Origin of the sequence: Okeania sp. SIO3B5, assembly GCF_010692555.1 — a bacterium.
Taxonomy (GTDB): Bacteria; Cyanobacteriota; Cyanobacteriia; order Cyanobacteriales; family Microcoleaceae; genus Okeania.
Genome location: NZ_JAAHHG010000273.1, coordinates 1 through 13,293, shown reverse-complemented (window position 1 = coordinate 13,293; position 13,293 = coordinate 1). Strand labels below are relative to the sequence as shown.

Sequence of the window (13,293 nt, the reverse complement as noted above, 5' to 3'; positions counted from 1 at the left end):
CTAAATAAAATAGTTGGGAGTGGGGGAGTGGGGGAGTTGGGGAGTAGGGGAGTAGGGTAGTGGGGGAGTGGGGGAGTGGGGGAGTGGGGGAGTGGGGGAGTGGGGGAGATTTAAGTAATTTAAGAAATTATCAACATATTAGTATATAACCAGATTCTATAATAATTTCTAACTTCTGACTTTTCAAAGAAGTGGGGGAGATTGAATATTGAAGTAATTTAAGAAATTATCAACATACATTATATAACCAGATTCTATATTAATCACACTTATAGCAATTCTCATATTGGTGAGGTACAAAATTCGTTTGTTTTAGGGAGTAGGGAGTAGTAATTCGAGAAACAGGGGATAGAAAAAAAGAAAAACAATTGTATCTCACTCATTTGAGAAACGCTTTATTATTCGTAACATTCTTTTTTATCTATTTATAAAGAGGAGGGTTGAGACAGGATTGTTTGGGCAATATATAAAGAGAAAAAAGGTGATTATGACTCCTCAAAACCTAACACTATATCCAAGTTTGATGTATATTTTTATCAAAATAATATGGGTCTAAAACCCCGTCTTTTAAGGCGAAATATTTTTGGAGCGAAGCTCAAATCACCGTTACAAAAATAACTTCTGTACGGGTGGTTCGCGAACCACCCCTACTGACTTCTGACTTCATTAAGACTACCTAATTAAGGTTTGCTGAAAAAGTCTTATGGGTGAGGGTAGGAGACAGGAGACAGGAGACAGGAGGAACGGGGAATTATGGAGGAGGTAGTCGGAAAAATTGTCCCTTGATTTGTCTGCCATAATCCTTCCAAAATACTAGCTTTTTGCAGCTCTTGCCACTGAAAACAGGCGCACTTTTTTAGAACAAAAAATGCTACAACCAATATCAGTCAATGCTTTGAGATTTAATCAGCAAGCCCTAATTAATAAGTACGGATCGAATTTTGAGGCATAGATAATACGAATTTAAAAAAAAGAATTTTACGAATAGTAAGAGGAATAAAAAGACTTTAACAGGATATGCCCTTTGAGAAAAAGGATAATTTACGGCCTCAAAATGGTATTGAAACAATTCACTCTGACTCCTGACTCCTGACTCCTGACTCCTAAGAAATATCCTAGCTATTTGTAGCAAACATTTATCAATTTGGTATAAGGAGGTATTTATGTTTCCAGATTTTTGTTTTTTTATCAAACTTAAGTCTCATATTTGCAAAACCCTATTCCCTATTCCCTATTCCCTGTTCCCTGTTCCCTTAAGAAAGGTTATATTTTTTCTATTGTAGGGATTAAATATTGAGTTAAGGTAAAAGCATCTACTCCTAACTCGGTGCGTTTTTTTGCTGCTAATATTGCTGTTTGAGCGTGCCACCAAACTGCTGTTTTGACAGCTTCGAGTGGTGGAGTTTTAACTGAAGTAATAGCTAATAAACCTCCAACTAAACCTGTTAATACATCTCCACTACCTCCTCTTGCTAATGCAGGGGTACTTTCTGGATTAATCAGTATTTTTTGACTATTGGCAATAATTGTTTTTGCTCCTTTTAAAACTAAAATCAGGTTACTATTTTTAGTTACTTTTTGAACTACTAATATCCGATTATTAATTTTATTTTCTAGGTGAGGAAATAGACGTTTAAATTCTCCTGGGTGGGGTGTAATAATTGTTGGTGCTTGACGTTGACTAACTAAATAATTTTTTTCTAAATTATCACAAATATTTAAAGCGTCAGCATCTAGAACTATCGGGCAATTTACGGATAATATTGCTTCTACTATAGATTTAGGTTCTGTTGTTAAACCTGGTCCGCAGGCGATCGCTTCAAATTTACTTAAATTTATATCTTCTGGTAATTGTTTTATTGCTCCGGTTTCTGTTTCAGGACAACCAATAATTAGTGCTTCTGGTAAGTGATTATTTAGTATAGGTTTAATTGATTTTGGTACGGCAATTGATAACATTCCGACACCTGTTGCTCTGGCTCCTAATCCTGTTAAAATTGCTGCTCCACTATAACGGTGGGAACCTACAATTAATAATAAATTACCGTTTTTATATTTATAGGTTGTTGGAGAAAGAGGTAAGGGAAAATTTGCTGCAGCAGATGTTTTTGTGATTCTTTCAATAGTGGGAAATTCTCCTAAAATTTCTGTAATATCTGCCAGAGGAATATCAAAATCTATTAGTTCGGATGTACCTATATATTCTAAGGCTTGGTCTTGTAAGAATGCTTGTTTCCACAGACCTAAACAAAATGTGTGGTTAGCGGAAATTGCTGTTCCTAGAACTTCTCCTGTATCTGTATGAATTCCAGAAGGTAAGTCGATACTAAATATCTGTTTTTTCCAACTATTAATTTGATTTATAGCTACAGCTAAATCTCCGGTGATTTCTCGTTCTAAACCAAAGCCAAATAAACCGTCTATGAGCAAGTCGCAATTTTTGACCGGGGAAATATTATCAACAAAATTAACTCCTAAAGATTGGAGATACTTACTATGAGAATTTGTTAATTCTTTAAGTTTTTGTATCGGGCAATAAACTATTATTTCATAGCCTTGGAAATATAATTCTCTGGCTATAACTAAAGCATCTCCACCATTATGACCAGGACCTACTAATATACCAATTTTACTAATATTAGGATTGAATAATTTTACGATTCTTCGTGTCACTAATCCTGCAACTTTTTCCATTAATGCTGCTACTGGCATTCCGGCAACAAATATTCGTTCCTCTATTTGTCGCATTTGGGCAGCAGTAACTACAAACTTTTCTTTAATATTGTTCATTTGTTTTAGGGAGTAGGGGTTCAATAATTAATAATTAATAATTAATAATTAATAATTACGTCTTATTGAAAAGAAGAGGATTGACTAATCATGAAATTTTTTTCTTGTTTCTCCTTTAAAGGAGAGGCTTTAAACCATAATTATTCGGTAAGCTAAGACGCATTTAAAATGCACCTTAGCAAGTCAGAAGTAATAGGGATTGTACTTTTAATTAGGTACACAACAAATAATACCAATTTGATAAATGTTTGCTACAAATAGCTAGGGTATTTCTTAGAATTCAGAATCCAGAATTCAGGAGCCAGAATGAATAGATTTAATACCAGTTTTCAGTTCGTAAATTCTCTTTTTTATCAAAGGGACATTTCCTGCAAATTTTTTTTATTGCACTTATTATTCGTAACATTCTTTTTTCAAAATGGTATAAGGTAAGCATTCAGCTATTAGCCAGCCTCCTACCGGAGGAACTGCGTTATCAGCTAGCCTCCTCCGGAGGAACTGCGGACTTCAGCAATAATACCTTGTGCTTAAGGACAAGTTTTAAATGAATATAGACTTTGGAACTGACTTTTAGCCAGATTTTTCTAGCTTAATTAAATAGGGCTTGCTGATTAAATATCAAAGCATTGACTGATATTGGTTTCAGCCTTTTTTTGCCTTTAAAAAGTGCAAGCTTTTTGATCTAAGAAGCTAAAAAAGCTAGTATTTTGGGATTATTATGGCAGAACAATCTTGGGATAATTCTTCCTACTGCCTCCTCGCTCCCATACCCATTTCTCCTGTCTCCTGTCTCCTGTCTCCTGTCTCCTACCTTCACCCATAAGACTTTTTCAGCAAACCCTAAATATTGCTTTTAGTGAGTGATAAAAGCAATAGCTGATAGCTGATAGCTGATAGCTGACGGCTGAATGCTTACGGTATAATAAATAAACAGTGAAGATTTTTCAATTCCGTTAAGCATCTATAATTTTACTGTAACAATCTTTATTGAATTTGGTATTAGAAAAGAAGAAAAAGTTGAAATACCCGAGTAAATTTAAAAATTAATGGTCAACAATTAAATGTATTTTAATCAACTTTTAAATTAACTTTATGACTAACTTTTAACGTAAGCATTTCCTGCGGAATGCCTACCTTTTAACGACCCAAGTAAATAACCACATTAACAAACCCAGAATCTAATAAATAGCGTTGCCACTTTTCTGCTATTTCTTCCTTTTCAAAAGGTCCTATAGCTACATTTTCGGGAGTTTCTGTTACCTGGATACCTTTGTCGGGAACTCCTAATAATCGCAATTTATATGTAATTAAAGCTAAATCTGCTGACTGACTAGGAATTAATAAATAATAAGATTTACTATTATTTAGTCCATAAGCAATTGAACGTTTAACTGGAGGATATACACTAGCTGCTAGAATTGCAGGTTTTACAGGTTCACCAAAAGCTTCATTTGAATCAAGTTTTTCCAGTTGGGCATTAATTCCTCTTTCTTCTAAATAATCTAATAAATCTAAAGCAAAAAATAGCTGAGAAAAACTTCCTACTTGAATTACAGTGCTGCCTGCAAAAGAGCGCAATACTGCTCTTGGTTCGATTTTTCGCCGAATAATTCCTAACAATAACCCACTATCTGATTCAATATAGACAACATATCGTAAATTGGGAAATGGATTTACTTCTATGGGATTAAATATTGGTTCTTGTTGTGGAATTGATGGTCTGATTATTGATGGAGGTAATACTTCAGGATATTTTGGAAAACTGAAATTTTCTGCTATTAATGGTGTTTGTTTTTTTGTATTGCTATTGGAGCTAAAATTTGTAGTCTTGCTTTGCCTTTGATTGGTGGGTAAAATTTGAGTTTTAATGACTTTTCCCAGGGCAATAGTTTGGTGATTTATAGCTAAAAATCCTCCTAATATAATTGAGAAGAATGAGATTTTTGCAATTCTGTATTCTGATATTAAAAATAATTGGTTTAGCATGGTGAGTCGAGCAAATAAATGATTATTGTTAGCAGGGGATGAAACATAGTTTATTATATGGATAAAACAAAGTGAGATTGGGTGCATCTCAATGCGTGAATAAAGCCAAAAAGTTATTGCTTTTAGGGAACAGGGAACAGGGAACAGGGAATATATAGGAAAAAAGTATTTTTGCTTGGTATGAGATGCACCCGTGAGATTATATATAGCAATTCTAAATTATCTTTTTATTTTGGGTTTAATACCCCACCGTCTACACGGTGTTGACAATTGATTGGGGTTTGAGTCCCCATCCATTTTTTCTTCCTTCTTCCTTCTTCCTTACTTAAGATTAATACAGACAAATTAATAAATTTCATAATTCTGTGCAGTCTCATATATAGCAGTCGAAGGAAAGGTTAAGAAAGATCGAGAACTTAAAACTCAGAGAAAGTAATATTTTTCCTTCTTCCTTCTTCCCTCTTCCTTCTTCCTTCTTCCCTCTTCCTTCTTCAAAAAATCTATAATTTAAGATAAATACATATAGTTTTGATTTTATCTCAACGTTGGTTGAAGACCCGCGCTCTCCCGAAGGGGAGCGGAGGGATGGGAAAACCAATCAATAAGAGCGGTTTTTACACATAGTATGCTACACTAAACAGAGTTAGGCTGCTGGGCTAGCAGTGTCAGTCTGTGGAGCGCGCCTTTAGACCAGAAAGAGGTTTGGCCTTGGAGGCAGGTGCTACGAAGCAGAAAGTCCTGAGCCGCGAGGTTTAGGAATCCCGCGTTGTCGCGCCATGCGCAACGTCGGGAGGATGTCAAAAACTCAAATTCAATGAATAAAATTATAGTTGGTCTTTCCGGTGGAGTAGATAGTTCCACAACCGCAGCAATACTACATCATCAAGGATATCAAGTTGAAGGCTTAACTCTTTGGTTAATGAAAGGAAAAGGTCAATGTTGTTCCGAGGGAATGGTTGATGCTGCCCATATTTGTGAACAGTTAGGTATTCCCCATCATATTGTGGATAGTCGCGATTTATTTCAAGCAAATATTGTTGATTATTTAGTAACAGGATACAGTGCCGGAATTACTCCACTACCTTGTTCTCAATGTAATAAAGCTGTGAAATTTGGCCCGATGTTGGCTTATGCCCGTGAAAAATTAGGTATTGACAAAATTGCCACGGGGCATTACGCGCGAATTGATTATGATTCAGAAAGCGATCGCTATCAATTAAAACGTGCCATTGACCGTAATAAAGACCAGTCTTATTTTCTGTACGATTTAACACAGGACTTATTAGCAGGTTCCGTATTTCCTCTAGGGGAAGTTGTCAAAAGTGAAACCCGACGCATTGCAGCGGAATATGGTTTAAAAACTGCTGATAAACCGGAAAGTCAGGATTTATGTCTAGTGGAAGCTAGCGGTTCGATGCGGGAATTTTTGGATAAATATATTACACCCCATCAAGGTCAAATAGTTGACCAAGAAGGGCGAGTGTTAGGAAACCATGATGGTGTCCATCATTATACAATTGGCCAAAGAAAAGGTTTAGGAGTTTCGGCCCCTCATCCTCTATATGTAATTGATTTGGACCCAGTAATGAATCGGGTAATAGTGGGCGATCGCGACAGTGCGTCCAAAATGGAGTCCACTGTGAAGTTAGTTAATTGGGTTTCTATTGTCCCACCGACTATACCTATACGAGGGGAGGTGCAAGTGAGATATCGTAGTTTACCTGTAACAGCAAATATTATTCCTTTGGGTATTAATGAGGAGAAACCACAGGATGGTTTTCGAGTTAAGTTAATGTTTGAAGAGGCAGTTTTTGGCATAACTCCTGGGCAAGCTGCTGTTTGGTATGACGGAGATATTTTGTTAGGTGGAGGGATAATAGAAAAGTCAGAATAAATGTTAGTTTGTAGTCTGGATTTTAGTTGATTATTAAAGCTGAAAATCCTGACTACTAAATTTTCCATCATTGAGTTTTTCAATTTTGGCTTGTACAAATTTTTTTAGGAGCTAAATTCAGATTGACTACTCCCCTGGCTGAAGCCGAGGGGATTCTAAGTGGATACTACGCAACAGGATAAATCCATGTTGCTCCGTTTCTTCTTAGCTGACCAAAGATACATTCTCTGGGGACAAGTCAAAGTGCCCCTACACAGTCGGCTTAAGTAGGGGCGATTCGCGAATCGCCCCTACTGCTTTGCGGCTTACTTTTGTGATGATATTTGCAGCCCCATTACAGTCTGCATTAACACACCAATTATTGCCTGTTCTATACAAACCACGCTTTATTCTTTTTCCTGACGGTTTCCAATCATTGGGTTTCTCACCATAATTAGGCAGATAGTCACCATCTAAAAATGAAGCGACACTTGTATAACTCTCTTGGTGTTTCTATAAATTTTATTCCATATTCATAGCATAATTGAGCTATTCTTTCTTTGAGTCTAGCTGTAGGAATTGGTACAAATTCAGAATTACTTTTCTTTCCTAATTCTATTTGATTTTTCTGACCTTTATTCCAAGCAAAAACTATTGTACCAATAGAATTTTTTAAGCAATGATTAATTACTATTCTGGCTGCTTTATTAATACCCAAATCGGATTTGGCGGTTACGCTTTTCTGTAATGGCAGCTAGCCTATTTGACCAAAATCCAGTCGGTTGATTTTCTTTAATAGTTGATATCTGTTTGTTGTACCAACGATTCATTGATTTGAGATGTTTACCATCTATAATTAAGCTAGTACCTACATTAGATACACAGGTCAACCAATTATTTACACCATGGTCTATTCCTAATACATTTTCTTGATTTAATTGAGGTTTAACTACTATTTCTTTTTCATAGATAAATTCCCAATAAAAACATCTATTTCTCGGTAATATTCTCAGTTCTTTGAGAGTAGAAAATTCTAGATTACTAGGCATTGGTATTAAAAAGCAATCTATTCCAAACCAGCGTTTACAGATATTGCCTAATGGTACTCTAATTTGATTATCTTTAAGTTTTAATGCTTGAGACGGGTAACTAACTGTAGCCATTCCCCCTTTTTTTCTGTAGTTAGGAATCTTTGGTCTGTCTGTGATTTTACCTTCATTATAGGCAATAACAAGACCATAATAAGAGCGAAATGATTCCGCTACAGTTCTCAATATTTGTTGTGCTGCTTGTGAATATAAAACTTTATAGTGATTGCTCTTTTTGTAGACCTTTTCCAAGTCATATTTTCTAATGCCTTTTTGAGACTTAAAATATAGTTGCCTGGCATAATATATTCCCATGTTAGTGAGCTTGTGAGACTGTTCACATAAGAACGTTAAGATAGCAATTAATTCAGGATTTTTACCTACTAAAACTTGCTGACAACAGTACATTTGAAACAGGAAGACCGAAAAGTTACTGTGGATCATAGTAACAGAGGGCAACTAAAGTTGTCTAGTCCAAACGAATCCCTTGTTTTAATCCCCCGGTTCAAATCTATCCCTGATAAGGAACTCCTGAAACCTTGATGGGAGGGTGGGGAGTAAGAATCTTCAAAAAAACGTATTTTTCAATGATTTTGCCTTATGCAAATTTGTAGAGAAGAGAAAGCAAGAGTAATTATGAGTTCCTCTGAAAATTTTTTAATGCTCAGAGACTAAAATCTGGAAATAGTAAATTCTCTCTTGAAGTTTTTTTTAGGAGGTAAAGCAAAAGTAAGTATGAGTTTGTACTTATAGTTTGCTTGATTGTAACATATGTAAATTATTACTATCTAATCATTAATCAACCTCTAATATTTTTGTTAAAAGCTTTGCAGGAGAATTTGTTATGAATCAGTCTTCAGAAATTCAACAAGTAAAAAAATATAAACCACTACTTTACATTACCCCTAATAATAAATCCAGTTTACAACAATCTCTATCTTCAGCAATTACTACTGTAACTACTGAAGATGATAAATCAAGTAATCTGACATCAAATTTATCATCTATCTTAAGAGCGGGAATTTTGATATCGGAAATTTTTATAGATATAAATTTATTTCCTTTTATTTTAATACCAGAAGTAAAAAGAATTCTTGCTCGCCAACAAAATACTCAAGATAGTGAACAAGCAAAACCCAACGAAAATACAAAAATAGCTTTAAATGAATTTAATCTAGAAGGTTGGTCAGAATTTATTACAGAAACTCCTTACTCAGATATACCAGAAGATTTTGACTTTCCTCCCGGTCATCCATTACCAGGAAAATTATATAGAGCGCATCCCTTAAAATCCAAAAGTAATAAATATATTCCTATAGAGGTATTTGACTCTTTACTTTATGCAGAAAGAGAAGCTGAACTAATTCGCTTATTGGTAGATTTAGGAGCAAATAAAATTACAATTAAAGAAAAAAAAGTCGGTAAAACAGCAACAGAAATAGAAGCAAATACTAAACTTACCAGAGCAGGTGGAGTAGAAAGTAAAATAGAAGGAGATATTAATAAATCAGATGAATCAATCAGAAAATTATCACTTGGAGGACAACCCTGGAGTTCGGAAATAGTAGAAAAGTTTGACGAAAAAAATTATAGTTGGCTTGCTTATGAACCAGCATGGACAGCAGTTGCTCATAGTCGTTTATATGGAAAATGTTTAACAGCTTCCATTGAATTAACCAATGATGATTCTTATTCTATTTCAGGAAAAATAGGACTAGCAGAAGGATTACTACAAAACTTAACTGACTTAAATTTAGGAGCATCATTTATCCGCAATCAAAATAAAATAAGTCTAATTTATGTTGAATTTGCTCCACCAGAAAAAAATGGAAAATCTTAACGAAGTCAGAAGTCAGAAGTCAGAAGTTAGAAGTTATTTTTGTAACGGGGATTTGAGCTTCGTTCCAAAAAAAATTCGCCTTAAAAGGTGGGGTTGCACGACCCAATTATTTTGATGATTTTTATCTAATACCAGTTTTATATGAGATTGTATAGGAATGGTGAAATTCATTAAATCGATCTATCTTTATCTACGCTTACCTGTGGTAAATTATGCTTTAAATATTATTCTATGCAGCTTCATTTCAATTTGGTATAATCTTTCTTGACATAAATATAAGTATGAAAAATAATGTAGAAATTTTCCATGAAACATTCCTACAAAAATTTATCGAAAATCCAAATATTGTCTGAATAACTAATAATTTTTGCCTAATACCAATGCCTAAAAATAATCCTATATTTATTCAACACTTCAGTTATTAAGTAATAAGCAAAGCTCAGTAATGTTTTTAGCAACTATTTGTATGAAGTAAAGATATATTAAGAGATATCAATTTTATCTATGGTCTGATAGGATATAAAATTGTGAATTAAAATTTATAGAACATAAGATAAATAAAATAATGACTGAATCTAAAACTGGAAGAATGTTGCTTTCCCACAATTTTGAACTCTCAGAAAATACCCTGCCTGAACTAAATAGGGAAGAATTTGCTCAAGTTTTTATTGATGGTTTAAGCAAATATCCACAGCTTAAATGTCGGCAATTAAATCATCCTCATTGGATGGTAGAAATTTTATTTGAAAATCAAGTTTTTTCTCCACCTCAAGTTGGTGAAAAATGTGCTGAAGCTTTAATAGAAAAGCGGATAATTCAGAAAAATGGCAAGGATTTAATTGTTGATGTTTTGATTCTCGGAGGTTTAAAAAAAACACCACCATTAAGCGATTCTCCTGATACTCTCCAAACAGGAGAATGGGGTATTGATGTTGTAGAAACTCACTCAGCAGCAACTTTTCTCAATATCCTTAATTGGGAGGAAAAAACTGCGGGAAAAACCATTGAAAATATTTTTAAAATAGAAATGAAAAATATTCTGAGTTAATTTATTGACTGAATCCATTTCTGGTTGAACAGTGGTGCGAGGTATGTTTCACTCTTTAGTCAAAGTGGTAGATTCAAGATTGGATAAAAAATGATTTATAGCAGTCGAAGCAAAGGTTATAACAGGTAAAAAGCTAACAACTCAGACAACGTAATACTTTTACTTCTTCTTTCTTTCTTCTTCCTTTTTTCTTCTGCTATAACAATTTGTTGAGGAGGAAACAGAAAATATGTTTGAGACTCAATTCAACGCCCGCAAACTAGGTTCAATAATTATTTTTTAAGGCTGATATTTTTCCTTCTTAAAATTGAAAACCTATTGGGATTCTTGATAATTCTAAAGCTATAGCAATATGATTTTAGTTGTGAGATATTGAAGGTTTTTGTTTTAGGTATGGAGGGAATAGGGAATAGGCAATAGGGAAGAAACGAAGAGATAAGAATAAGATAATTGCTATATTCTATACTTTAAAGAACACCTCAATTCTCACATCTGATTCCTGATTGCTATACCAGAATAGAGACTAATATGAAACTGATTTTAGTTGCTCCAAATAGATCGTTATATGATGCTTTTCAAGAACATTTCCATTATTTACCCAATCTAGAAATTATCAATAATTATTTCGAGACTGTATCAGAATATAACTGTTTAGTAAGTCCAGGAAATTCTTTTGGACTTATGGATGGTGGTATGGATGCAGCGATCATCAAATATTTTGGTGATTTTTTAATGACTTCGGTTCAACAAAAAATATTAGATGAATATCTAGGCGAACAACCAGTTGGCACATCTACTATTGTCGAAACTGGTCATTCTCAGCATCCTTTTCTTGCCCATACTCCCACTATGCGCGTACCTATGTCCATTGCTGGCACTGATATTCCTTATATAGCAATGTGGGCAATGTTACTGGCAGTGCGACACCACAACCGTCAGCAAAAGCAAAAAATTCAAAATGTTGTCTGCCCAGGTTTAGGTACAGGAATAGGAAAAGTTTCTTATCAAGAAGCAGCTAGACAAATGGCTCTCGCTTATGACCATTTTGTTTACCCGCCAAAGTCAATTAACAATTTTATTGCTGCTGAAAGGCAACTCCAAATTTGGGAAGAGGGAGACTTGAAAAAAAGATATAGTTAAATTTATTACTATTACTGATAATTTAGTTATTGATTTGGCTAGGCGATCGCTATTTTTAGCTACACTATGAAATGTTAAATTTAATTATATTAACTAATATCTTGTGGATGTAGTAATTTTATTTTACTTGCGTCAAAGAACTGGTTGCTTTTAGGCAAAAGGCAGGGGTCAATATGTAAGAAGGTTTGTTAGACTTTTTACTGTTAGTAAATAACCAACTCTTGTTTGACATCTCATTTGATAACGCTATCTAATATGCTAAATTTTCTAGTTTTGGAACTGACTATAAAACAGTTTTTTTTGTCATATTCTTCGATCAAGTTAATGGGTGCATCTCATAGCAAGCAAAAATACTTTTTTCCTATATATTCCCTGTTGCCTGTTCCCTGTTGCCTGTTCCCTAAAAGCGATAAATTTTTGGCTTTATTCACGCATTGAGATGCACCCGAGTTAATTTGAAAATGAGCTATTAGTTAGAGGATAAATTTAATTAGTAGTAGCTCTAAATATCTGACTAATTTAGAGTTGGCAAAATTATTACTTTCTCTTCTTTTACAGTAATGTTAAATCCACCTAGTTTCACAGAGATTAAATTACCCCAGCTTAAAATTCAGACAACTCAATACTTTTCCTTCTTGTTTCTTCCTTCTGCATATAACTAAGAGAAACACCAACAGTTGCTATTAGTAGATATAGCATTCAAAGGAAAGGGTGCGGAAATATCAAAAGCTTAAAATTCAGACAAGCCAAGATTTTTCCTTCTTCCTTCTTCTTTCTTCCTTCTTCCTTCTGCATTGATAAATACTATTGCTTTTAAAATTTTAATTAGAGATATTCTCTATTCCCTGACTCCAGAGTAAATTACTAAATTTATAGGACTACTTCAATATGACTAAAAAATTAAATAGACGCTCATTTATTTCCTATGGCGCAGCAACTTTAGTAACTAGCTTACTATTAAAAGCTTGTGCTGATTCTCCCTCTTCAACGATTCTGACAGAAAATCCCAGTAATGATTCTATAGATAATTCTAAAACTTTTAAAATTGCTATTGCTTTACCTGGAGTTATTACCGATGGAGGATGGAATCAATCTGGTTATGAAGGGGTAAAAAAAGCAGCCGAAATTCTCAATGGTGAGATGATTTATGTGGAAAATATTGCTCAACCAGACCAGGTAGAAACTCTTTCTGATTTTGCTAGGAAAAATTATGATTTAGTGGTAGGTCATGGCGGACAATTTGATGCTGCTATTCAGCAAGTAGCTAGTCAATTTCCCGATACATTTTTTTTAGGAGTTAATGGTAATATTGCTGGGAAAAATTACGCTTCAGTCACAACAAATTATTTCCAAATGGGTTATCTTGCTGGTGTAATTGCTGGTTTGATGACTAAGAATAATAAAGTTGCTTATCTTACAGGTTTATCTTTTAAAGGAACTAACTTACAAGGTCAGGCATTTGAGTTAGGTGCTAAGTCAGTAAATTCCAGTGTTGAAGTTGTAATTAGTTACACTGGAGATTTTAATA

Annotated in this window: 10 protein-coding genes; 5 read left to right on the top strand and 5 right to left on the bottom strand. The window is 34.2% G+C overall.

From position 1 onward, the window contains the following. Nucleotides 1–1,263: 1,263 nt before the first annotated feature. The 3 genes from F6K54_RS27860 to F6K54_RS27850 form a co-directional block, all read right to left on the bottom strand. A complete protein-coding gene (locus tag F6K54_RS27860; RefSeq protein WP_293084922.1) occupies nucleotides 1,264–2,790 on the bottom strand; it encodes an NAD(P)H-hydrate dehydratase in 1,527 nt (508 codons plus the stop codon). A 1,137-nt stretch (nucleotides 2,791–3,927) separates the two neighbouring features. Further along, complete coding sequence (locus F6K54_RS27855; protein WP_293084920.1) at nucleotides 3,928–4,776, bottom strand: hypothetical protein; 849 nt, start codon at nucleotides 4,774–4,776, stop codon at nucleotides 3,928–3,930. Between the two features lie 227 nt (nucleotides 4,777–5,003). Beyond that, nucleotides 5,004–5,135 (bottom strand): hypothetical protein, encoded by a 132-nt coding sequence (locus F6K54_RS27850; protein ID WP_287273967.1) that lies wholly within the window; start codon nucleotides 5,133–5,135, stop codon nucleotides 5,004–5,006. Nucleotides 5,136–5,542: 407 nt separating this feature from the next. On the opposite strand from F6K54_RS27850, the gene mnmA reads away from it, so the two are divergent. Beyond that, complete coding sequence (gene mnmA / locus F6K54_RS27845) at nucleotides 5,543–6,670, top strand: tRNA 2-thiouridine(34) synthase MnmA (protein ID WP_293084915.1); 1,128 nt, start codon at nucleotides 5,543–5,545, stop codon at nucleotides 6,668–6,670. A gap of 445 nt (nucleotides 6,671–7,115) precedes the next feature. On the opposite strand, the gene F6K54_RS27840 is transcribed toward mnmA, so the two are convergent. Together F6K54_RS27840 and F6K54_RS27835 are read right to left on the bottom strand one after the other, a co-directional pair. Next, nucleotides 7,116–7,367 carry a hypothetical protein gene (locus tag F6K54_RS27840; RefSeq protein ID WP_293084913.1) on the bottom strand — a complete coding sequence of 84 codons (252 nt, stop codon included), beginning with the start codon at nucleotides 7,365–7,367 and terminating at the stop codon, nucleotides 7,116–7,118. Continuing rightward, a complete protein-coding gene (locus F6K54_RS27835) occupies nucleotides 7,357–8,145 on the bottom strand; it encodes a transposase (protein WP_293084911.1) in 789 nt (262 codons plus the stop codon). Before F6K54_RS27835 ends, F6K54_RS27840 begins: the two co-directional genes overlap by 11 nt. A 436-nt stretch (nucleotides 8,146–8,581) precedes the next feature. On the opposite strand from F6K54_RS27835, the gene F6K54_RS27830 reads away from it, so the two are divergent. The 4 genes from F6K54_RS27830 to F6K54_RS27815 all read left to right on the top strand — a co-directional run. Then, on the top strand, nucleotides 8,582–9,577 hold the full coding sequence (locus F6K54_RS27830) for a hypothetical protein (protein WP_293084908.1): 996 nt from the start codon (nucleotides 8,582–8,584) through the stop codon (nucleotides 9,575–9,577). A gap of 565 nt (nucleotides 9,578–10,142) precedes the next feature. Further along, nucleotides 10,143–10,625 (top strand): DUF2656 domain-containing protein, encoded by a 483-nt coding sequence (locus F6K54_RS27825; RefSeq protein WP_293084906.1) that lies wholly within the window; start codon nucleotides 10,143–10,145, stop codon nucleotides 10,623–10,625. Between the two features lie 528 nt (nucleotides 10,626–11,153). After that, nucleotides 11,154–11,765, top strand: coding sequence for a macro domain-containing protein (locus F6K54_RS27820; protein WP_293084903.1), 612 nt, complete (start codon nucleotides 11,154–11,156; stop codon nucleotides 11,763–11,765). Nucleotides 11,766–12,653: 888 nt separating this feature from the next. Then, on the top strand, nucleotides 12,654–13,293 hold a 640-nt coding region (locus F6K54_RS27815), incomplete at its 3' end, for a BMP family protein (protein WP_293084900.1).